Raw genomic sequence first — 24344 nt, 5'->3', positions numbered from 1 at the left:
TTTTTTTCCCACTCTTAATTTACCCACTAAATATCAATGAATTACCACAGTAAAAAAGACTTCCTTGATTAATTTTAACGTTTCATAGATCACCCATTCAAAATCAATCTAAAACACTAAAAATCAACAAATTAAAACAGGATAAAATCAACACAAAATGCATAACATTCTTCTATCATCCCGTATGGATATTAAAAAAAAGTATTACTTTTGTCTCAACGAATAAAATTGTTTTTTAGCCGTTTTATTTGTAAGTTTATGTGCACCAATATCTAAAACATTAAAATTTCATTCTATGAGAAAAATAATTCTACTTATTACATGTATGTTCGGTATTTCAGTTTTCTCTCAGATTAAAGTGTTGAAAAATGAAAGTTTGGTGGAAATCGGCAAAGACAACTCTGTTGGTTTATATAAAAAAGAAGACAAGTTTACAGTCAATTATCAGGATCTGAATACCAGCAACCTGAATACAATCCGCGCTTTTTCATTCCAAAATCTGAACGGAGACGTTTCAGGACTTTATAAACTGATTTTAGATGGCTTTATCTCTCCACCTGAAGAAAATATCGTATTGGAACTTCCCAACGATATCATCGAACTTCATTATGAGAAAAACTATGGCCAGCCCACTGTACAGTTTATCCAATACATCAACAAAAACAGAAAGTATGTGGGTAAATCACAGTTTTTAACTCAGAAGCAGGTTGAAAAAGTATTCGGAAGAACAAACGGTAAATATACCATGTATGATAAGCCTGCCGGTACTAACCAGGATATGGTGAAAAAAGGAGGAGCAAGTACAGCTTCCGGCACAACTCCGGCGTCCGGTGCAAAGAAAAAAGCAAAAAAATAATTATAATTTATAAATATTGCGAAACTCATTCCATCGAATGAGTTTTTTTATTTTATTTTTGCAGAAAGACATTAAAAATTATGCCGCTTCAGATAAATAATTTAACCAAAAAATTTGGTGAACAGACTGCCTTAAACAATATCAACATATCTATTGATAAAAACGAGATCATCGGTCTTCTGGGGCCTAATGGTGCCGGAAAATCAACCCTGATGAAATCTATCGTTGGCGCATTGAAGATTGATGAAGGTCAGATTATTTTTAATGGACTGAGCATTTCTGAACATGAGATCGAAAGCAAGAAAAAAATAGGGTTTCTCCCGGAAAACAATCCGCTTTATCTGGAGATGTATGTAAAAGAATACCTTCAGTTTATTGCCAATATCCATAAAATTCCTGCATCTAAAGTAGATGAAGTCATCGAACTGGTAGGCATTACTCCTGAAAAATCAAAAAGAATCAGCCAACTTTCAAAAGGATACAAACAGCGTGTAGGATTAGCCCAGGCTATTATTCACCAACCTGACCTATTAATTCTTGATGAACCTACCAACGGACTGGATCCTAACCAGATTCTTGAAATAAGAAATGTAATCAAGGAAATCGGGCAACAGAAAACCGTTCTGCTCTCTACACATATCATGCAGGAGGTAGAAGCGCTTTGTTCCAGAGTAATTCTTATCCATAAAGGGAATATTCTGCAGGATTGTCCTATTGATGAGTTTAAAGGGAAATTTGACAGCCTGGAAGAGGCTTTCGCAAGCTATACCGCTGTTACCAAATAAAGATACCGATTCGGAAAAGTACCATAGAAACACTTTTATTAGATATAGATTTCTGCGGAATGATAAAGTATATATTGTACTTGTCATTCCATAGGAATCCAAACTATATTATTCTAAAATATAAGAAAGACGATATATTCACCTGGTCCGGAGAGGTGGATTCAAGAGTTATAAAATTTTGGACACAAGTGGTTTTACAATTCCTAAAAGTACAGTCAACAACTTAAAAATTCTCTCCTCATCAAAAAACAATGGCTTTATATTTGATGGTGTTTGAGAAGTTAACCAATAACCATTACAAAATGATTAAGTACTTCTTATTAGGAGCTTTCTCTTTAGCTCAATTTTCTTTTGTCTATGCTAAAGAAACTCCGGATATTCCAAAAAACAGAATAGTTTCACATACTGCTTTTCAGCAGGTGCCTAAAACCGTTATCATTAAGACTAAAAAATTTAAGATCAGAATTGATAAGCAACCTAATGGTAACTATCTGTATCAATCCTGGAACGCCAATGCAAAGATTACAGCTAAACCCAGTATGATCATCAGTGACGGAGAACTGATTCCTGATGGCAGTGGTGGCAATTATTATTTCAATTTTAATAACCAAGGGCACAGTTATCAGGTCTGGAGAAATTACCTGACCGATTCTGCCAAGAAAGCACCTTATACTCTGGTAGTCTATGATACGAATGATAATGAAATCGTACGTCAGGATGCACAGATAGTTAAGAATTAATATAATTTTTTGGACAGGAAGCTGGAAGGAGAAGGCTGATATTCAGGTGTTTTTTAAGTCTGAAGTTTATTTCTTCCTGCTTCCTTTTTTTATGTAATGCTAAGTTCCGGCCTGTTTCAGCTCTGTCAGAAAACGACTGCCGTCATAGCTTTCTTTAGCGGCTTGATATCCGATATCAAAAATCTGCTCTAACCGATCTTTTCCACGTTCAAAAGTTCCGTAGGCTGCTAGTTTCTGAGAAGAAATAAACCAGTCACAGTAATCAAATTTAACCTTTTCGATCCTGTAGGAAAGGAGATCATAAGAGCGGGAAACAATGGCTTTGATTGAATTCAGGTCTTTAATTTTAGCTTCATTGGGTGGGGAAACAAAAACTCCGATCAGTTTATCACAATCGTCTCTGATGATATCTGCCGGAAAATTGTTCAGGACTCCGCCATCACAATACATTTCATCCCCGATGATATATGGAGTGGTAATTCCAGGAATAGAACAGGAAGCAATGATAGCATCTACAATCTCAAAATCTTTATCAAAGATTTTCTGAGTTCCGCCCACCAGTTCTGTTGCCACAATTTTCACGTCAATATCCAGATCACCCAATTTCATCTCATGAAAAATGGGTTTAAGATAATTTCTGAAAATAACTGAGGAGACCAATCCCGGCTGATTGAATGCAAAATGTTTCCAGTTGAAAAAATATACGGAATTAAAAAATTCCAGAATTTCTTCCGGAGTTTTTCCTATAGCATGAAGACATCCTACGATAGACCCTGCACTACAGCAGGAAAGGATATCTGTTTCTATATTTTTTTCTTTCAAGAATTTCAATACTCCTGCATGCGCAATTCCTTTGGTACCGCCGCCTGACAAAACAAGTCCTACTTTCTCAAAATTCATTGAATAAATGTAAGAAAACAGGTTGATATAATCAGGTTAATTTTTATAAATATGCTTATTTTAAAATTATTTTAACATAAAACTATTAAATAGTGAGTAAGATATTATCTGGATACTCCTAAATATAGGCAATTAAAAACCTAACAAAAAAAATGAAGGCAAAACAAAAAATTGCTAATAAAAATTATTTTCTTCATCGTTAATTATTAAAAAAGCTCAGATTACTCTGAGCTTTCTTTATATAAATTTCTGTATATCAAATTAAATGTGGATCACTTCTCCGTAAGCTGCTGCTGCTGCTTCCATGATCGCTTCAGAAACTGTTGGGTGCGGGTGGATTGATTTGATGATCTCGTGACCTGTAGTTTCCAATTTTCTAGCTACTACAGCTTCAGCAACCATATCAGTTACTCCTTCACCAATCATATGACATCCTAACCACTCACCATATTTAGCATCAAAGATTACTTTGATAAATCCGTCTGTATTTCCATTAGCAGTAGCTTTACCACTTGCAGAAAGAGGGAATTTACCTACTTTGATTTCATATCCTTTTTCTTTAGCCTGCTTTTCAGTAAGACCTACAGAAGCTACTTCAGGGTGACAGTAAGTACATCCAGGGATATTGCCATAGTCGATTTTCTCAACGTGCATTCCTTTGATTTTCTCAACACAAGTGATTCCTTCTGCAGATGCAACGTGAGCAAGAGCCTGAGTTGGGATAATATCACCGATTGCATAGTAACCCGGTACTGAAGTTTCATACCATTCGTTTACTAAAACTCTACCTTTATCTGTCTGGATACCTACTTCTTCTAAACCGATGTTCTCGATGTTAGCAGCGATACCTACAGCAGATAATAATACATCAGCTTCAAGGGTAATGTTTCCGTTAGCAGTCTTAACGTTAGCTTTTACTCCTTCACCAGTTGTATCTACACTTTCTACAGAAGCGTTTGTCATAATTTCGATTCCTGATTTTTTCAGAGATTTCTCTAAGTGTTTAGAGATTTCTTCATCTTCTACAGGAACGATGTTTGGCATAAATTCAACAACAGTTACTTTAGTTCCCATTGTATTATAGAAATCAGCAAATTCTACTCCGATGGCTCCAGAACCTACAACGATCATAGATTTTGGCTGCTCAGGAAGAGATAATGCCTGTCTGTATCCGATTACTTTTTTACCATCCTGCGGTAAGTTTGGCAATTCTCTTGAACGAGCTCCTGTAGCAATGATAATGTTGTTAGCAGTATATTCTACTACTTTACCGTCTTTATCTGTTACAGAAACCTTTTTACCTTTCTGTACTTTTGCAGTACCAAGAATTACGTCAATCTTGTTCTTTTTCATCAAGAACTCGATTCCTTTGCTCATTTTGCTGGCAACGCCACGGCTTCTCTGAATCACATTCGGGAATTCGAAGCTTGCTTCTACTTTATTTAATCCGTAGTCTTCAGCATGGTTGATATAATGAAAAACCTGAGCAGATTTCAATAAAGCTTTTGTTGGAATACATCCCCAGTTAAGGCAAATTCCTCCTAAGTTTTCTTTTTCGATAATTGCGGTTTTGAAACCCAATTGTGCTGCTCTGATTGCAGTAACATATCCACCAGGACCACTTCCAATGACAATAATATCGTAATTCATTACTTTAAAAATTTTTATGCGAATTTAAGGAAAAATATTGGATGTTTCACGTTTCCACCAATTGATCTTAAAATGCACCAATAAGCCATTTTCGTTTAATTTTAAACAAAAAAAGAGAACACTAAAAGCATTCTCTTTCAACAAAAATTATTTCAAACTACAAACTTCGTAAAATTTCCTCTATAGAATTTTACGTATCAAATTTTAATAAGTGCAAGAAATCCGTATTATTTTACTTGTTTAAGCAATCGTTTTTCTGTCTGATATCTTTTATTTAAAGCCTTCATCTGATCCCTTTTCATCTGTTTGGTCGCTAAAGGATGATTCAGTATCAGTTTCTTTTCTGTATTGTATTTTTTATCCAGTTCTTTCATCTTAAGACTGACCAATTCATTTTTTGAAGGGTGTGGTGGTGCCGGCGGATGTTTCTGACCGAAAACATTCATCGATAAACCAAATACTAACAGGGTTGAAATCAATAACTTTTTCATAATGCTTATATTTTTGAATGAATTCAATCACTTACTCAAATTCATCCAGGTTTACATTTTAATCTTACATATATCGTACCAATATTTTCTTCTAAAAAGCAGTATATCTATAGCTTAACAATATTTTCCCTGTTTGAATCTATTCTAAGTAAAATGACAAAATATTATCATTACTCTAAAAATATCGAAATATAAAATTATACAACAACACAAAACAATTTAATCAATAGAAACAAAAATAACATATTATCAATTAGTTATAATTAAAAATAGAACGAATATAAAAATTACAAAATATCACAGTATAGAGATTTACGTTAAAAAACATTAAAATTCATTAACAAAAAAACACAAATGTAATTATTTTCTATATTTTTGTAAAAACATTTAAAAAAATCAACATGAAAAAATACATTTTACTTTTTTTATTTGGAGCTGCAGTATTAAATGCACAGGTTGGCATCAATACCCCAAATGCTAATAGTACTTTAGCTGTTAACGGATCTTTAAGAGCAGGTTATAAAGAAGTGTCGGTAACGAGTTACGCTGTTCTGGCTACAGACCATTATATTACTTACAATGGATCAGCTAATACAACATTTACCCTTCCCGTTATTGGAACCGGAACAGCAAGTTATACAGGAAGAATTTACAAGATCAAAAATATTTCTTCTTCTACGATTACGCTTCAGGCTTCCAGCGGCAATACTCTTAGAATTGACAATACTCCGGTCGCTTCATTTGTTATTCCTGTAGGGGCTTATGCTGAAGTAGTGAACAATGGTAATACTACAGGCGGAACATGGGATTTGTCTTTCACAGTTCTTCCTAAGCCAAGTAATGTGGAGATTTATGGGGCGCAGCTTACCATACCTCCTCATAGTGGGTCAAGTGCACCGATTGCAGACTGGACAAACCACACCAATACATCCTTTGATACAGGAACAGGAGCTGATGCTTGGTGGATTATCAGCAAATCCTCTGTAAGTTCTGCATTTGGTACAACTAATGCTACTACGGGCTATACGAACAGTAGCAGAATGACTCTTGTATATGAATATCAGGGCGCATCATTCAACGTAAACAATATGTATCCTATCCTTACAGCAGGGAATAATTCAAGTTATCCTGATGTATTTACAGCATCCTTTGTAAGTCTTGCCAATGTAGGTGGAAAAACCAGGCTTACAGTATCCGTGGCTCGTGTAGATTTTATGGGAACTAACGCAGGGAATAGCAGTAACTGGGCTGGTACATTCCTGTTGAATGTTTTGTTAGCAAGAAAATATTAAAATTATGATACAGGCAATCGTAAAACCAATGGTTTGCCTTCCAAAATTTCTACTCCTTCAATGATATCATTGAAGGAGTTTTTGTTTTTGAGTCATAAATTCTGTCTGGAAATCATTGATATTAAGTCACTGGTTGTGAAGTTTTTTATACCTTTAATGACCATTTAGCCACCATTCAAAAAATATCTATGAAAAAAAATACACTGACCAGAGACAGCCTTTGGATGAAGGAACCTGAAGATCATGATTTTCCTGCAGCTGCAGATTATCTGGAACTTCTTTTTCCCCCTGATAAAGTTCGGAAAATTGTAGAAAAATTAAAAGAAGCAACAACTGTTACCAAAAAATCTAAGGATATTCTCAGAGCCAGCAAACTTGCTCTGCTTCCGGATACCAATATTCATGTTAAGGAGAACCTGAAAAAAGTAGAAAAGAATAAAAAGCTCTCTCCTATTCTGCTGGTAAGAGGAGAACATGAACTGATCATTGCTGACGGTTATCACCGCTTATGCTGCAGCTATTATCTGACAGAGGATCTTGAAGTTCCCTGTAGGCTTGTGTAAACTTACTTTGTCACAAAAATTTATGACTTCAGCAAATTAAGGATTGCTTCGTCAAAGGTTGGATAAGAGAAGTGAAATCCACTTTCCATTAATTTTTGGGGATAAACGTTACGGCTTTTCAATAAGAGTTCGGTTTCTGTATTCAGGAATACAGAGGCAATTTCTAACTGCCAGACAGGTGCATTCAATCCAAATGGTGCTTTGAATTGTTTTCTCAGTTTTTTCATCATGGCTTCATTGGATAATGGGGCGGGTGCTGTTATGTTTACCGCTCCATCCCTATTTTCATTTTGAATGATCCAGTCTACAGCCTTACAAAAATCTTCAATATGAATCCAGCTTACCATTTGATTTCCTCTTCCCTGTTTTCCGCCCAAGCCTAGCCTTGTAATCATTTTCAGTTTTGGAAATGCACCTCCATTATTTCCCAATACAATAGAAGTACGGAGTGCCACTTTTCTTATTCCGCTATTTTTGGTTTTAAAAAATTCTTCTTCCCAGCTTTTGCAGATATTCATTGAAAAATCATCGCCAATAATTCCGTTTTCTTCTGTATTTAAATGTTTTTCTGAATGTACATAGATCGTTGCAGAGCCTGCATTGAGCCAGATTTTAGGTTTTAGGATACAATGATCAATAGCTTCCTGTAATACTCTTGTACTCTCAATTCTTGAATTATAAATTTCTGCTCTGTTCTTTTCATGGTAACGGCAATCAACAGATTTCCCCGTAAGATTGATGAGTACATCAGCCTGCTCAAGAGTCTTTCTCCACTCTCCTATTGTTTTAGCATCCCAATAGATCTCGTTTTTACGTTTAGGATTACGGGTAAAGATATAGACCTGATCTCCTTTTCCTGTAAAATATTTTTCTAAATTTTTCCCGAGGAATCCGGTTCCTGCTGCTATGATTATTTTCATTTCTGTATTTTAAAGGTTCATTAGGTGCGTTGATATAAGTTACAATTTATTGAAAATCATTATTGTCAAATAATGTATCTCTTGGTTTTTACCTGGATTTCAGAACCTTCTGCCAACATCACTGAAATAGGCTCCTTATTATTAAGACATTCAAAATCACTCCCATACATCTTCTTAAAATCAATTTCCAACTGATAGTCTCTCACCTGATAACAATCCCATTTGGGGTGGCAGACTTCATATTCTGAGGTTTTATTTTCTTTCCTAGTAAAACCGTAATAATGTTCTGTAATGAATTCAAATTCTGAATCAGTTTCCATAGGCTGTGCCTTGTTCTCTGCTGTAATCTGAATAGAATGCCAAATTTTGTCTTTCCATGAATATCGGATCAGCAATTCATCTTCCTTATGATGAATCAGATTTTTCATCGGCAGGGTATGATAGTTTTCCTTGTAGAGAGAATTCGCTACAAAACTTAAGGCCGGCTTCGGAACAATCTCCTTAATAAAGACAACTCCTCTTTTCCATTCTCCATTTTCGTATTTCTTTACATAGAATCTGAGATTTACCTCTTCAAAATTTCGGTGAAAAGGAATAGGCAAGCCCAGTAATTTTGTATTTAAAAACATAAAACCGACAACACTTACATAACATTTACCTTTATAAAAATCCAGTTCCGTGCCTTTCGGAAGGTATTTTAATACTATATCCGGATTTATTTCGTAATTGATGATGGCTAACTTTCGCCATTCTGCTTTTAAAAAATTCATGATGTGTTTTCTTGTTTGATTAATTTGTTTGTATTACTGTCTGTGTTTTGATTCTGCAATCGTTTTAATTAATCGGTTTCTTTCCAGCAGAAATTTTTTGAGGTAATTTCTGAGGAAAAGCTTATTGAATATTTTTCCTATTATTCCCAGTGGAGATTCGAAATCAAAGATATCTGTCATCATTGTTTTATCATTTACTGTTTTAAAAATATGCTGATGATGTAGGGATTTGAAAGCACCTTTCTGCATTTCATCGGTAAACTGATTGGGTTTTTCCATACTGATGATCTTTGTGGTAAGGGTTTGGTACACTCCCAAATGTTTTGCTCTCCAGGTTACGGTTTCATTTTCTTCAATCAGACCGGATGTGCGACCTGCTATTGCTTTTTCGTGGGTTCTTGAGGTTGACTGCTGGTGTAAATCTATATTTCTTGCTAAATCAAAAACAGTTTGAATATCAGCTTCAATAAGGGTTTCTAAATAAATTCTTGACATCTCAATAATTTTCAAATGGTGGTCAAAATGATGATGGCCAGTGCCGTTAATCTGAACAACATCCATGAAATGGTAGGAAAGTAATTCAGTTTTAAAATTCTGCATCTTCTCAGATGTTCAATAAACATGATGAATACTACAACTCCGAAATAGATGAGATAGAAAATCGACATAAAACTAACAAGCAAAGCAGGAATTAAGAGCAAGGTTCCCAGTAAGGAAACGGTCATCATATTTCCAAGGTAGTCCCAAATCTTATCTTTTAAATAGCTTTTTAAAAATAAGGTTTGCCAAAGGATCTGACCTAAGCATACGGATAATTCTCTTAAGAAATTCGGCGTTAGATTGACACCAAGCTTTCCTGAATATAAACTTAAAATATACGCTGAAAATATGGCCACAAAAGCGATATAAGACAATCTGTATTTCAGATTAAAAGTCGGAACACATGACTTTTCTGTATAATCATTTTTGGATGGAATGATCTGTTTACGGTTATAGGATACAAAGGAATATAACTTCCTAAAGAACCAATACAGAGGTTGCAATTTTGCAATCTTTACTAATAACGGAAATGAATTTCCAATGATCAGCAACAGGCTATCCAGACCGTAAATCACTTTATTATTTTCATGGTCTACCAGCGCAATCTCATTTTTTGCCCGGTTAAAATCGACCAGGTTTTTATTTCTGACTGATATCTCCGTAAAGGCTTCTCTTCCTTCTGCATCCAGCATCCCAGATTTTGTAAAACCTTTGGAATACATGGCGCACATGGGACATTCATTGTCGTAGATCAGGGTGTGGTTTTTAAGCGTTTTCATGATATTTATTTTAAAGATTTATACAGATTATGGCTTTCAAAAACATATAATAATGCCATAAAAGGGCTATAGAAAAATGCTGCTATTACAATACATATGGGAATAGCTGTAATTTGATAATCAATCCCACTTGTTCTCAGTATTAATATTATTACTATAGAAATCCACACAGGCAGTATTACCATTCCATAGATCAGAAAGAGCGGTGATATTTTGACTTTAAGAAAAATTTTAACTAGAAAACTTACTAACTGAGGGAACCCTACAATAAAGTAAAAGAATATCCATCCGTTCCAACCTTTAATGATCGCAACAAGAACTCCGGTTATCATGAAGAATATCTGTATATAAAGGTCATATTTTATAAACTTTTTCATCGTGTTTTATTTTAAAGGTTAAGAAAATCTCCCCGGGTTCGTTTGTGTTTTGATCTGAAAGTAAGATACATCCAGATCTTAAAGATCAATGTTTTCATTTTTAATCTGGTTTTCTTTATTTAATGCGTGTTTACGGCCTTTCAGGAATAACAATAGGTTTAAAAGCATCATTATTCCAAGATAAATGGAGAAACCGCCAATCTTTTTGCTCAGGGCAACCACTAATCTTTCAATACTCTCAATTTGAAAAAACTCGATAATACATAATGCAAAACCTATATTCAGAAGGTAAAAACCAATCTTAAAAAGGGAATTTGTTGCCATAGCGATGTCTTTTTTCTGATGAAAAATATCAATCATAAATGCTTTTGAATTTTTGAACAGAAACTGTGATACCAGAACTGTAAGGGTTATTACAATAGGTAAATAGATCATGTAAGCGGAAAAATTATACGTGGTAGTTAAAACTGTAAGTGCCATAATAGTATTATTTAAATGTTAGTTTTTTTCTCAAAAAATACAAGGTGAAAATATTCGTATAGTGCAATCCACATAAGATTAAGATAATTCCCCCAATTCGTACAGCAGTTATTTTTATCATCTCTTCTATATTGCCTATTCTTTCCCAGTTTGTAAGGCTTATAGCGATATAACCTAAATTCAACAGATAATAACATCCAAGAAGAATTCTGTTAATAGTCAGGCAGAGATTTTCATCATGAAGCAAATATTTTAAATAACCTTTTCCTGCCTCATAACATCTTCTTCCTACGTCAATCGTAATATAGGAACTGATGCTAAGGAAAATCAGATATGAAATAATATTGAATATTTTAAAAATATTATATTTTCAATAATTTCTGAAAATTTAATTAAAATAAAAAAGGATCTTCATCCCTTTCTATTTTATTTCAACAGGTTGGTAATTTTGCCTACCAGCCAGTGATCGTCACTTTTAATCGCCAGATCCATAATATTGTTGATCTTACCGGTTACAGAGCTGAAATCATCCATTAACTTGATGAATTCCTTTGCTTCCTCCGAATCGTTATCTTCAATATTCCTTAATTCTTCCAGAAAAGAAATGACCGGCTCAATCTCTCTTTTTCTTCTTTCTTTGGTAATTTGTTTGAAAAGATACCATACATCTTTCTCCGCAACGAAGTATTCTTTACGATCTCCTTTTATGAATTCTTTTCTTACAATGCCCCAGTCTATCAAAGCACGAAGGTTCATATTGGCGTTCCCTCTTGAAATTTCCAGTTCTTGCATCACCTCATCGGTAGACAATGGTTTACCACTCGCCAAAAGCAATGCATGCACCTGTGCCATCGTTCTGTTGATTCCCCAGTTGGTTGCAAAAGTTCCCCAGGTCTGAATGTATTTTTCTTTAGCTTCTGAAAGTTGCATTTTGTCTGTACTTTAAATTTCTGATACAAATGTAATTATATTTTTTGAATTTTCAATAATTATTGAAAATAAAATATAAAAAACCGCCTCACATTACTTAACAAACTGTTTTACAGTGTAGTTTTATTTCTAAGCATTAAATTTTCAGAAATGCTTAGAAGTAAAAATCCGCTTCATAATGAATGAAACGGATTTTGAGATCAAAGTAAAGATCATTGAATAAATTAAAAATCTATCCCTTAGTAAATATATTATTGCTTAATTGCTTTATAGCTTTCAACCAATCTTATAAATTCTGCTCTGTACCCTTCTGTATCTGTACTTCTTCCCTCTTTTGCGAGGTTTCCAATCTCTTTCAGATCTTTATTTTTAATGAATTTAGACTCTCTTAAAACCAACCCGAACCATGCCACGGAAGAAGCAAATTTAAAATCCGGACTTACTTTTGATTCAGATAAAGACTCTTTTTCAATAACTTTGGTTATTTCCTGACTTTTATCTTCATTCGGTTTTTTATAACGAAATTTAACAGTTGCCAATTCATTGTCGAAGTTTTTTGCATTAGAAGAAGATGAATATTTCAGTTTTGTATCTTTTGGAATAAACTCAGACTGCGCGCCAATCGGTATAATCTCGTATAAAGCAGTAACGGTATGCCCGCTTCCTAATTCTCCAGCATCTATTTTATCATCTATAAAATCTTCATTCCTTAACTTTCTGTTTTCATATCCAATCAAACGGTAAGACTGTACAAATTCCGGATTAAACTCTATCTGGATCTTTACATCTTTTGCTATAGTGTATATACTTCCTGCAAACTCACGCCCCAAAAATTTATTGGCTTCCTGCATATTATCAATATAGGCGTAATTTCCATTACCCTTGTCTGCCAAGGTCTCCATTTTATTGTCTTTATAATTCCCCATACCATACCCTAAGCAGGTAAGAAAAATTCCAGTCTTTCTTTTTTCTTCAATCAACGTCTCAAGTCCTCCTGTAGAAGATACTCCCACGTTAAAATCACCATCTGTTGCTAATACTACTCTATTATTTCCATCTTTTATAAAGTTTTCCTGGGCTAGTTTGTAAGCAAGTTCAATTCCCTGTCCGCCTGCTGTACTTCCACCTGCCTGAAGATTATCTAAGGCTTTAATGATTTGGGCTTTTTCTCCGGCTGAAGTAGAAGGTAATACTACTCCTGCATTTCCCGCATATACCACAATTCCTACTTTGTCCTGAGGCCTTAACTGATCCAATAAAACTTTAAGAGAGGATTTTAATAATGGTAATTTATTGGCTTCATCCATAGATCCTGAAACATCAATCAGAAAAACAATGTTGGATGCAGGTAAGTTATTCATCGGAATATTTTCTCCCTGTAATCCTATTTTAAGTAATTTATGTTTAGAATTCCATGAAGCGTTTCCATATTCAGTATTAATAGAAAATGGCTGGTTCTTTTGAGGCTGTGGATAATCATATTTAAAATAATTGAGCATTTCTTCTACTCTTACTGCATCCTTATCTACTTTATCTCCATAATTAATCATTCTCCTGATATTGGAATAAGAGGCATTGTCTACATCTATAGAAAAAGTTGATAATGGCTGCTTCTTTGTTAATTCGAATGGATTTTCCACTAATTTGCCATATTCTTCATCATTATAATTAACAGGCTTCAGGGTCTTTATGCCAGGCTTTTTAATTTCTTTTATTACAGCATGAGTATTGTTGGTCTTTTGACGAGCAGTATACGGTCTTCGACCTGTTGAAGATACTACTTCATATGCTATCAAACTTTTAGGTTTTGGGCATCCATTATATTCTGGTGCTCCCGGAACAGTAGGACATGCATCATCTTTATCCAGAACTCCATCTCCATCTGTATCAGGCCATGGGCAGCCCTTATTCTCAGGAGGTCCAGTTACAGTTGGGCAGGCATCATCTTTATCAATGACTCCGTCCCCATCAGCATCAGGCCACGGACAGCCATTATTTTCAATTGGCCCTGCCACATTCGGACAAGCATCCTCTTTATCAGTCATTCCATCTCCATCAGTATCAGGACAGCCCTTAAATTCAGCTAACCCTGCTATTTCAGGACATTGATCTTCCTTATTAGGAATACCATCCTGATCTTTATCTTTTCTGATACTGTATGTTTTGTTTTCTTTTGACGGGTCCGAAGCCTGTTGAGTTTTACAGCTTACCAATAAAGAAAGTCCTAATATGGTTATAATCTTTTTTTTCATGTGTTATCAATTTCTGTGGGAAATTATTAAAATTATTTCAAATGGACAGGAGTAAAGGCTGGAAGATGGGAAGAGGGAGGTTACTTTAAGGTTGGATGAACATTGGAAGTCATAAAAGTCACTTTAAAAAGTGGCAAATAAACATAATAGTCATTCTTTATGATCTCCATAACTTCCAGCCCTCTGTCTCTCCTTCTACGGCAGAACTTCAGCCTTTATTCCCTGGTTCCAGTATTTTGCTTCCGGCATATAATAGAGATATACATTGCTTGATTTTCCTGTATAGGTTCCTGCAAATTCTACTTTCAGATCAAGGTTGATGGTTTTCGTTTCTTCTGCACCGAAATGCTCCCAATACAATACCAGATAATTATCAAAAATCTCATAATAAGAAATCTGTTTTTTATCTATTAAATCCTTCATTAAAGCACTTTGCAGAGTCAGTCCTGCAGGAATACCAATTTTAGCAACGGTCATCGGTAACTGATTATTTATTTTATTTTTAATTGTAATGGTCATCCGACTGGTTTCTCCTACCCTGGAATTTTCAGACTTTAATTTTGTATCCATCATTAAAGGTATATCAACATTTTTCGGAGCCTGTAAGGTATAATATTGATATTCTAAGTTATAGAAGAGTCCTGCTTGTGCCGGGTAACTGATACTGATCTTATTATTTCCGGTTTTATAAGCTGATGAAACGTTTATACCGGATGATACTGATGCATTATTTACTTTAATAACAGGAACATCATTGCTATATAGTTGTTCGTTTTTTATAAAAACCTGAGACAGGGCCTGCAGTGCCAGACTTGTTGCCTGAGTAGAACCAAATCCATAAACTCCATTATAGCTCATCAGCATATCTGCTACTTTTACAATGGCTTTCTGATTATGCTTTTCATCTTTCTGAAGCGCCATTATATACAGGGAAAGTGCTTCTGCATCAGCAGAAATTCCCCCGGAGCCGGTAAAGGTTGTTTCAGCTTTAAATTTCAGATCTTCAAATTGCTTATTTAAAGTAAATACCAAAGTATCATATTCTTTAGATTTTCCGAGATTAGCAGATATATTTGCCAGTAAAGCTAATTGATATGCGTCGTTTTTCAATAAAGCTCTGTTCAGCAATACCTGGTAGGAATCCTCAATTTCTGTCTTAAAACCTAGCTTAGACAATGCATAGAGAACATACATATTTCTGGACCAGTAGTATTCTGAATATGTTGCTGATTTTGATTCGTAAAATTTCCTTACTTCAAAAAGTCCGTTTCCGCTTTTCTTTGATAAAATAAATGATGAAAGTTCCTGGATCAATTTAGGATCTACAGCTATATGCTTTTTCAGGTCTGTAAACTCCAGTAAGGCAAATGCAGAAAGAGATACATCTGATTCAGTAGTGTTAAAATAACCTACTCCACCGTCTTTATTTTTATAGCTCAGCATTTTTTGAAAGCCTTTTTTCAGGTTTCTGATGACCAGACTTTCTGTAGAGCTGTCTATCCTTTGGCTTGATTTTAAATAATCCAGAATAAAAATATTGGGATACACCGTTGAAGACAGCTGTTCAAAACATCCGTGAGGTTCCTTCTTCAGCCTTTCAAGATCATTAAACATCTTCAGTGCTGTATTTTCAAAAAGATTATAAGATGAAAACAGACTGCCATTGATATATTCAGGAATATCCAACTGAATTTCCTGTGCTTTATTATCTATTACGGAAAACTGATGCAGAAACCCTTTTTCTTCAACTTTAAAAGGTAGAATCATTGTTTCCCTGAAATCTCCTGATCTTATAATGAACTGAATATTTGAATTCACAACCTCATCAGTTTGTATTTTAGCATATAATCTCCCCGACTCCAGCGGCTTTAAAGTAATCAGGCTGTCAGAAGAAATGAGTTTTACGTGATTAGGGACAATAACATCCATAGTCATTTTCCTGATCTCCTTAGAATTGTTTTTAATCACCACAGGAATAAGCATCTCATCTGTTCTTGTCAGATACTGTGGAATCTTAGCATCAATAGAGATCAGACTTTGCGCTGCATACGTAGTTTCATCTCTTCCTATAAGTCCGGAGGCTGAAATACCTTCTGTTATTGCTCTGAATGTGGAAGTGGCATCAGAATTATAAAACTCTATTTTTGCTTTTCCGTTTTTATCTGTTTCTACTACAGGATTCCAGTAAAGTGCTTCTCTGTAGTCAAATCTATAAGGAGTATTGGTTGTTTTATATTCGGGATAAGCAAAATGTTTACTTTCAGAATAATGGGTAAGAGCTGTACTGGGAATAGTCATTACCGCAAAATAAGACTGAGGGGTAATATCAAACTTATTCTGGGTAGTACTACCAGTATAAGAATTAATAATAACGACACCATTAGCAGCTCTGCTCCCATAAATAGCAGTTGCTGCGGCATCTTTAAGTACAGTGATACTGTTAGCATCGTTTGGATTAATTGCTGTATTAAAATTTTCTACCGGAACTCCGTCTACCACAAACAAAGGGCTTTTGTTTGGGATGGAAGAGGCTCCTCTGATCACTATATTTCCTTTCTGCTGGTCTCCTGCCGGGATAACGTACAATCCTGCTACTTTTCCCTGCAATACTGATCCATAATTAGAATCTTTAATTTCAGAATTGGCTGTAATGCTTACTGAGGAAGTATTTGTCTTTTTATTCATTGCAGTTCCATATCCTACAAGAATAACTTCTTCAATGTTCTTATTACTTTTACTGCTATCAGATGAAATAAAATCTTCAGGTCTTACGGATTGTGTTACAGGCGTCGTCTTTTTCGGTGTTTCTTTGATTTCAGACTCCTTTATGATCTCTTCTAAGTCTATATTCTTTAATTTTTGCTCAGCCAGCGGATTAATCTCCAGTTTATAGGCCAAAACTCTGATCTTTACTTTATGTCGTGGTTTAAGGGATTTTGCAATGACTCTGTATGAATCGCTGTATTTCATTCCTGAAAAATAAAACTTTCCGTTTTCTGCTGTTGTTTGCTTAAGAATCTGCATATCATTTATTTCGACCAGAAAAACATCGGCTTTTACGGGATTTTTATTCTCATCTTCTACCACACCGTATATGGTACCTTTCTTTTCCGGAAGGTACTTGTATTTACCTGTTTTAATAATCTCCGGAATGGGTTCAAAATACCGGTATCCGTTGGTCAGCATCACAAGATCCAGACTTTTATCTGCTTTTTCTTCTTTTGTGTCGAAATAAAACTGAGGCTTTTCAATCTTTCCTTTCAGTTCAGAATCCATCAGGAGCCATGAAATGATATGGTTCTGTTTATCATCAGCATAAGTCCAAAGTTTATCATCCACAACACTTATTGCCAGGTTCGCCGGTATAGGATTATTGTACCCGTCTGTAGTTTCAATATTCAGAACTACTTTTTCTCTGGGCTGGTAGTAATCTTTCACAGGCTTTACCTTTATATTCAGCTGCTGATCTTTATTGGTAAAAACAATACGTTCTGCAATGGGAACATTATTTTCAAACAGTGTAAACCGACAGATTCCAACCGGGAAGTTTTTTTCCGGCAGTTCAAATAGGCTGATCCCGTTTTTCAAAGAGAGCTCTTTGCTGTATATTTCTTTTTCACGGAAAAAACCTTTCAAAATGATATCCCTTTCCTGGGTAGAAGCTGTTTTAAATGAAAGCTTTTCATTTTCTTTTTTGATATTCAGCACCAACCCTTCATTTTTAGGGACTGGCAGATGATAAATCCGGGTAATTTTTTCCGGATTTACTACTTTTGCATAGTACGTTTCTCCTGTTTTCGGGCTGAAAAGGAAGCTTCCCATTCCGAAATTATACGTGGAAACTTCAGTTATTTTTTCATCTCTCTGATTGTAAATATTCAAAACTGCGTCTACAGGTTTTTCATATTCATCCAGTATTTTAAAAGCAATATTCTGCTCTACTCCACTGATAAAAGTTCCTCCTTCCGGCAAAAATTTCACATCCAGATGATTCAGAACAATAGGAATATTCCGGGAAATAGATTCTGTAAACCCATCAAAATTCACTTTGATATTCAAAAGGGCGTCAGAGGATTTCAAAATCTGCGGTAGCCTGAACTTCAAAAGTTTTTTTCCTTCTTTATCTGTTGCAAGTTTGCCTTCTGTAACAGTCTCTCCGTTATGCGTCACCACATAATCAGCTTCATAAAAAGGAATGGGCAAGTTACCCAGGCTTCTCATCGAAAAATCAGCAGTTACCTCATCGCCTGGACCATATCCTTTCTTAGGAAAATCAAGCTTCATTAAAATTCTCGGAGACACTATTTTCTGCAGGGTAATTTCTTTTTCAAAAGCATTTTTTCCTTCTTCATTCTGCATCCAGTTGGTGTAGGCTCTAATCTTGTAAATTCCCCCCTTCATGTCATTAGCAAAGGAAAAATACCCTTCCGCATAGCCATTGTTGACTTCATATTTTGATTTTGTAAGGACACTTCCTGCGGGATCTATAATTTCCCAATTGACCACTTTACTGTTCTCAGCCGGAAGGTTATTTTTTCCCTGTACTACATATATTTTAAAATACATTTCCTCTCCCGGTTTATAGAAAACATGGTTGGTCTGTATATACGTTTTTTCTTTTCCAAAATCCTGAAATGTGTTCTGTGCCTTCAGAAATACGGAGGAAAACAACAGAGTCAGCAGTATGATATATGATGTAAATTTAAAATTCATGGGGGTTAAAATTTGAATGAAACAATACAGCCAAATGTTTTAAAAGATGGAAGATTAAAGAAATCCAACCCTCTTCCATTATTGGTATCATAGAAATTCTGATTGGGATCTACTCCTTTATTAGCCTGCCAAAGCATTATATTATTTACATAGAAGGTAAGTTTCACAGACCGCTGACTATCATTCAGTGGGAAATAGGTAGATAGTGAAATATTATTGATCCTTATATGATCTGCTTTCTGAACATAATTCTCTGCCACGCCGAGATATCCATATCTCGACCATCTGTTTTCCTGGACATTTTGAGAAGGATTATAAAAATCAACAGGAGTCTGATTGCTGTTCCCATTAGCTAATACTCCTTGAAAAACATAATTTTTAATATTCCGTTCTTCTCCTGAGTCATAGGAACGTCCATAATAATCCAAAACAGCCTGAGTTCCATTCCAGATCTGGCCGCCTTTTTTCCATTCCCAATTGATATCCAGAGTCCATCTCTTATAGGTTAAGTTATGATTGAATTTCATGACAAAATCCGGAGTTGGATCCGCAATGATCTTCATACCATCAGCTTTTTCAGGAAAACCTGAATCATCAATAATCAACTGTCCATCGGCATTCCTTTCAAAATAACTTCCTATTACTGCTCCTAGAACTTGCCCTTCCGTCAAAGTTTTATAAACATCCTGAAATCCAGCGACAGCACTGTTGTTATAACCTGGTATCACACGATCCACAATATCTTTATATTTGAAAAATGAAATTTTATTGGTGGTAAAAAAATTATAGGTCAGGTAGAGTCTTTCGTAGGCAAAATTAACTTCATACCCGCTATAGGTATGATCTGCCATATTTTTTAGCTTTAGCTGGTTGTTCTCAAATACCGGAAAAATATCATTTTCGCTTTTTCTGTTAAAATATTCCCCTTCAAGACTAATGTTATATCCATAATTTATCTTCCCACCTATTTTCCATTCTTTTGTATTGATATTGGATAAACCTTTGAAGCCTTCAACTTCATGTACGGGAAAATATCTATAATAATTTTCTGCCTTCAGTAAAGTAGTAGCATAGGAAGCATAAGATCTGGTAATTTCAGGTTCTGAACTCAGATGGCTGTAGCTTCCTGAAACTTTAAAATCATAATTATCCCAGTTAAAAATATCTCTAAACCGAAGATACCCCGTAGCTTTTGGAAGCCAATAGCTGTTTTTAGCGGATGTATTGGAGATATAAAATGAATTTCCAAGGTTAAAATCACCCTCAAAATCACCAGACTGGATTTCCATATTATAATTAAAAATATAATCCTGAGAGGTTCTTTGATAGGTATACTTTTTATCTACCAGGCTATTGTAAACATCAGATTTTATATCATTCAGAATAAAATTAAGACTAAAAACATTCTTAAATCTATACTCCCCCAATTGATACTTCCCCTGAATATTAGAATGGTACAACCTGTTATTTTGTTCTCTTTCATTCGTTATCCCGTCTTTGAAACCATAAGTAGATGGCAGATATTGATCCTGGTTCCAAAGGAAATTATTCTCGTAAGACTGAACGATATTGAGTTTAAAATCCCCAAATGCTTTATCTGCACTAAAACCCAATTGTCTCTGACGACTCTGGTAACGGTACTTTTCATCCTGTACAAAAAGAAATTCAGGATTATCAGCATACTGGCTGTAGCTTCGTTGACTTCCATTATCCAAAAAGGTCTGCTGAGCATTCGAAAATGAAATGGGAGTTAATAGGGAATTTTGATAGGCTCTATTGAAAAGTCCGATTCTATTGGTATTGGTGGCTTTGTCTTCTTCATAATTAAATGAAAACTTCACCAGATATCCACCCAGATCTGTAGTCAGCTTTGCTTTGATAGCATTGTTAAGATTAAACTGATTGATAAAGTACAATTGATTTTTCTGCTGTTTCAGATCCAGTGAGAGACGAAACCGGTCTTTATATCCCTGTCTTATCACTGTATTGATGTTAAGCTGATTATTGTAGCCAAACATAGTTTTAAACAGACTGTTATTATAAGATTTTGCCTGCTTAAATCCTCCTGCTGACGGAACCAGTCTGCCATTCTCATCATACTGATAAGGCTGACCATCAAAAGCCAATGTAGAAATATCCGGTCCGAAACTGAACATTTCATTGGTTTCAGGACCGTTCCATATCAGATTTCCTCCATTTGATCCTCCCTGTACGTATTTGCTTTGAGTAGTAGGAAGGGCGTTATGGCTTTTCACATCCAAAGAAGTACTAAAGTTACCATTCAACAGCAATGTCCAAGTGCTTTGATCCTTCAGAATATAAGTACTATCTTTTTTCTGTTTCAGCTTTCTTACCCTGCTAAAATATCTGTCAGAAATAATCTTTAGATTGGTTTGTACATTATCTATGCTGAAATTATTTTTCCCAGAAATTAAACTGTCATAAGCCTTACTGTAAATCTCCTGAACATATTTTTTCTCTACCTGCTCCTCCAGAATTTTTTTCAGTTCTTTGAGTTCAAAAGATCTAACTACAGTCCTGTTTTTCCCCTGATTCCACACTAAGGTATCATAAGGTTTAGCTGCAATGACAGCTGTTCCTTCGGCATCTGTCAGTTCGTAGATACCATTATTTTTATTGTATACTTTTAAGAAATTCTGTGGTTTATCTTTATGATTTAAAAATTTTCCTGAATAATATAGGCTTGAATCCTGTGCCTTCAGTACCGTAACAGTAAACGGCAACAGCAGCAGTAAATAGTTTTTTCTCATCTTCATGGTAATAGGTACTAAAATAAAGAAAAAGAAATTTCCGGGGAAATTTCTTTTTTACAAATTATTTTTGAATTGTTTTATAACTCTCTATCAATCTTATAAATTCTGACCGATAGCCTTCTTCATCTTTATTTTTACCCTGTTTGGCCAGATTTTCAATATCAGAAAGATCTTTTTTCGTGATCAGCCCGGAGTTTCTCACCACCAAACCAAACCAGGCCACTGAAGAGGCAAATTTAAAATCCGGACTGGCAGAAGATATTCTGTCATCAACGTTTTTAACAATCTGACTGATTTCACGGCTGGTATCTCCATCCGGTCTTTTATATCTGAATTTTATAGTAGCCAGCTCATCTCCAAATTCTTTTGAAGATCTACTCTTGGTGTACTTCAGATCATTTTCTTTGGGAATAAAGTCTGATTTTACATCTGCAGGAATTATCTCGTACAAAGCTGTAACGGTATGTCCGCTTCCCAATTCTCCAGCATCTATCTTATCGTTGACAAAGTCCTCATTTTTCAGTTTTCTATTCTCATAACCAATAAGACGGTATGATTTTACATATTCCGGGTTAAATTCAATCTGGATTTTCACATCTTTGGCTATGGCATACATACTTCCTGCAAATTCTTTCCCCAGAAACTTATTGGCTTCCTGCATATTATCAATATAGGCGTAATTTCCATTTCCTTTATCTGCAAGAGTTTCCAGGGTATTGTCTTTATAATTCCCCATTCCGAAACCTAAACAGGTCAGGAAAACACCGGATTTTCTTTTATCTTCAATCAATGTTTTAAGATCTGAGGTGGAAGATATTCCTACGTTGAAATCACCATCTGTTGCAATAATAACACGGTTGTTGCCCTCTTTTACAAAATTTTCCTGTGCCAATTTATAAGCCAGTTCAATTCCTGCTCCTCCTGCTGTACTTCCTCCTGCCTGAAGATGATCCAGTGCTTCAATAATTTTATCCTTTTCGAATGCAGATGTAGGAGGTAAAACCATTCCCGCATTACCCGCATACACTACGATTCCTACTTTATCTACAGGCCTCAGCTGATTCAGCAGAACCTTGAAGGAAGACTTCAATAATGGCAATTTATTTTCAGCATCCATTGAACCCGAAACATCAATAAGAAAAACAAGGTTTGAAGCAGGTAACTGATCCATCGGAATATTTTTTCCCTGAAGTCCTATTCTAAGCAACTTGTGCTTCGGATTCCATGGGGAGTCATTGTATTCGGTATTTATTGAAAAAGGTTCCCCATTTTTAGGTTGTGGATAGTCATATTTAAAATAATTGACCATTTCTTCGATTCTTACTGCATTTTTATCAACAACCTGTCCATTATTAACCATCCTTCTTACATTGGAATACGAGGCATTATCAACATCAATTGAAAAAGTAGATAAGGGTTGGCTGTGGGTCAGTTCAAAAGGATTTTCAACAAAGGCATCATAACTTTCATCATAATGAGTAACTGGTGAAATCTGTTTTTGTTTATCAATTTCTTTCTGAAGTTTCTTCAATTTTCTTTTTTCCTTTCCTGAAAGACTTTTGGTAGTCACCACAATCACTCCATTGGCAGCCTTATTTCCATACATTGCTACAGCTGAATTCCCTTTTAAAACATTCATGCTTTCAATTTTGTTTGGATCTAAACTTTTGAACACTTCCTCTTCCGCCACTACTCCATTAATAACATACAATGCTTTATTCTCTGCTGTAACAGATGATATTCCTCTGATCATGATCTTATTCTCATTAAGATACCCCACACTATTGTTATTCATTATATTGTCCCCCTGGTTTCTTACCGATCCACTTCCGGAAGCAGTGATTTGCAACCCTTGGACAGTTCCCTGCAATGAAGAATAAACCATAGACTGTGGTAAACCATTTAAAGTTGTAGTTGTAATTGTATTTGAAGAAGACACCGATTTTTCAATCCTTTTAATCCCTAATGCTGTGACAACAATTTCCTCAATTTCCTTAGTGGACTCACTAGTATCTTTCTTTTTAATAAAATTAATATCCGTTTGATGACCTGCTTTTCTACTACTAAATATAGCATCGTTTTTGTCCTTCTCCGATTGATATTCAGAAATTACCGGTTGATGTACCTGATCAGAAGACTTAGCTGGTTCAGGTGTTGCATTGGCAGCCAGTTTTTCTATTGGTTTAACAGTATTTTTCTCTTTTTTGATATTATTTGTTATTGTACTGTCTATTTTTGCAATATCCGTTTTGCTTACCGGACCTCTTAAATTTGTATCCTCTGCGATTACAGGTTTAAAGGAGTCCACGGATTCTTTTTTATTCATGAAGTAAAAAGCCCCCATGCCAATCACCAGACTTGCAGCGATACCATAAGGCAGCCAAAGAGGAATCATTCTCTTTTTTTCTTTTTTCAGATCCAGTTTTTCTTCAACTTTTGTCCATACTTTTTCAAAACCAGGAAAAACCGTTGGTTCTTCTGAAAGCCTGGAAGCTTCATTGAATTGTTGATCTATATGATTATTTTCCATTG

Annotated in this window: 19 protein-coding genes; 5 read left to right on the top strand and 14 right to left on the bottom strand. The window is 35.1% G+C overall.

Going from position 1 to position 24344, the window contains the following annotated elements; genetic code table 11:
• Positions 1 to 295: 295 nt before the first annotated feature.
• The 3 genes from DRF65_RS10140 (at position 296) to DRF65_RS10130 (ending at position 2381) form a co-directional block, all read left to right on the top strand.
• On the top strand, positions 296 to 856 hold the full coding sequence (locus DRF65_RS10140; RefSeq protein WP_115970642.1) for a hypothetical protein: 561 nt from the start codon (positions 296 to 298) through the stop codon (positions 854 to 856).
• Between the two features lie 80 nt (positions 857 to 936).
• Complete coding sequence (locus tag DRF65_RS10135) at positions 937 to 1641, top strand: ABC transporter ATP-binding protein (RefSeq protein WP_115970641.1); 705 nt, start codon at positions 937 to 939, stop codon at positions 1639 to 1641.
• A 251-nt stretch (positions 1642 to 1892) separates the two neighbouring features.
• Complete coding sequence (locus DRF65_RS10130) at positions 1893 to 2381, top strand: hypothetical protein (protein WP_165852202.1); 489 nt, start codon at positions 1893 to 1895, stop codon at positions 2379 to 2381.
• Between the two features lie 99 nt (positions 2382 to 2480).
• On the opposite strand, the gene DRF65_RS10125 is transcribed toward DRF65_RS10130, so the two are convergent.
• From DRF65_RS10125 to DRF65_RS10115, 3 genes are all read right to left on the bottom strand, one after another.
• Positions 2481 to 3281 (bottom strand): patatin-like phospholipase family protein, encoded by an 801-nt coding sequence (locus DRF65_RS10125; RefSeq protein WP_115970639.1) that lies wholly within the window; start codon positions 3279 to 3281, stop codon positions 2481 to 2483.
• A gap of 261 nt (positions 3282 to 3542) precedes the next feature.
• Positions 3543 to 4931: a dihydrolipoyl dehydrogenase gene (gene lpdA, locus DRF65_RS10120; protein WP_115970638.1), complete on the bottom strand. Its 1389-nt coding sequence runs from the start codon at positions 4929 to 4931 to the stop codon at positions 3543 to 3545.
• Positions 4932 to 5158: 227 nt separating this feature from the next.
• The gene (locus tag DRF65_RS10115) at positions 5159 to 5422 is read right to left on the bottom strand and encodes a hypothetical protein (protein ID WP_228438611.1); all 264 of its coding nucleotides are present in this window, start codon (positions 5420 to 5422) and stop codon (positions 5159 to 5161) included.
• A gap of 401 nt (positions 5423 to 5823) precedes the next feature.
• On the opposite strand from DRF65_RS10115, the gene DRF65_RS10110 reads away from it, so the two are divergent.
• Both DRF65_RS10110 and DRF65_RS10105 read left to right on the top strand, forming a co-directional pair.
• The gene (locus DRF65_RS10110; protein WP_115970637.1) at positions 5824 to 6714 is read left to right on the top strand and encodes a hypothetical protein; all 891 of its coding nucleotides are present in this window, start codon (positions 5824 to 5826) and stop codon (positions 6712 to 6714) included.
• A 188-nt stretch (positions 6715 to 6902) separates the two neighbouring features.
• A complete protein-coding gene (locus DRF65_RS10105; protein WP_115970636.1) occupies positions 6903 to 7277 on the top strand; it encodes a hypothetical protein in 375 nt (124 codons plus the stop codon).
• Between the two features lie 20 nt (positions 7278 to 7297).
• On the opposite strand, the gene DRF65_RS10100 is transcribed toward DRF65_RS10105, so the two are convergent.
• The 11 genes from DRF65_RS10100 to DRF65_RS10050 form a co-directional block, all read right to left on the bottom strand.
• Positions 7298 to 8197 carry a TIGR01777 family oxidoreductase gene (locus DRF65_RS10100; RefSeq protein WP_115970635.1) on the bottom strand — a complete coding sequence of 300 codons (900 nt, stop codon included), beginning with the start codon at positions 8195 to 8197 and terminating at the stop codon, positions 7298 to 7300.
• 65 nt (positions 8198 to 8262) lie between these two features.
• Positions 8263 to 8967 carry a YqjF family protein gene (locus DRF65_RS10095; RefSeq protein WP_115970634.1) on the bottom strand — a complete coding sequence of 235 codons (705 nt, stop codon included), beginning with the start codon at positions 8965 to 8967 and terminating at the stop codon, positions 8263 to 8265.
• 33 nt (positions 8968 to 9000) lie between these two features.
• Entirely contained in the window at positions 9001 to 9462 is a 462-nt protein-coding gene (locus tag DRF65_RS10090; protein WP_115970633.1) for an SRPBCC family protein, read from the bottom strand.
• 11 nt (positions 9463 to 9473) lie between these two features.
• Entirely contained in the window at positions 9474 to 10286 is an 813-nt protein-coding gene (locus tag DRF65_RS10085; RefSeq protein WP_115970632.1) for a DCC1-like thiol-disulfide oxidoreductase family protein, read from the bottom strand.
• Between the two features lie 5 nt (positions 10287 to 10291).
• Positions 10292 to 10663: a hypothetical protein gene (locus DRF65_RS10080; RefSeq protein ID WP_115970631.1), complete on the bottom strand. Its 372-nt coding sequence runs from the start codon at positions 10661 to 10663 to the stop codon at positions 10292 to 10294.
• Positions 10664 to 10741: 78 nt separating this feature from the next.
• Positions 10742 to 11143, bottom strand: coding sequence for a hypothetical protein (locus tag DRF65_RS10075; protein WP_115970630.1), 402 nt, complete (start codon positions 11141 to 11143; stop codon positions 10742 to 10744).
• Positions 11144 to 11569: 426 nt separating this feature from the next.
• On the bottom strand, positions 11570 to 12073 hold the full coding sequence (locus tag DRF65_RS10070) for a GbsR/MarR family transcriptional regulator (protein ID WP_115970629.1): 504 nt from the start codon (positions 12071 to 12073) through the stop codon (positions 11570 to 11572).
• Positions 12074 to 12324: 251 nt separating this feature from the next.
• A complete protein-coding gene (locus DRF65_RS10065; protein WP_115970628.1) occupies positions 12325 to 14325 on the bottom strand; it encodes a YfbK domain-containing protein in 2001 nt (666 codons plus the stop codon).
• 195 nt (positions 14326 to 14520) lie between these two features.
• Positions 14521 to 19038 carry a TonB-dependent receptor plug domain-containing protein gene (locus DRF65_RS10060; protein WP_115970627.1) on the bottom strand — a complete coding sequence of 1506 codons (4518 nt, stop codon included), beginning with the start codon at positions 19036 to 19038 and terminating at the stop codon, positions 14521 to 14523.
• Between the two features lie 5 nt (positions 19039 to 19043).
• A complete protein-coding gene (locus tag DRF65_RS10055) occupies positions 19044 to 21815 on the bottom strand; it encodes a hypothetical protein (protein WP_115970626.1) in 2772 nt (923 codons plus the stop codon).
• A gap of 58 nt (positions 21816 to 21873) precedes the next feature.
• Positions 21874 to 24342 carry a vWA domain-containing protein gene (locus tag DRF65_RS10050; protein ID WP_115970625.1) on the bottom strand — a complete coding sequence of 823 codons (2469 nt, stop codon included), beginning with the start codon at positions 24340 to 24342 and terminating at the stop codon, positions 21874 to 21876.
• Positions 24343 to 24344 lie beyond the last annotated feature (2 nt).

The sequence above is a fragment of the Chryseobacterium pennae genome (assembly GCF_003385515.1).
GTDB lineage: Bacteria > Bacteroidota > Bacteroidia > Flavobacteriales > Weeksellaceae > Chryseobacterium > Chryseobacterium pennae.
This window is presented reverse-complemented; position numbering and strand designations above follow the sequence as displayed.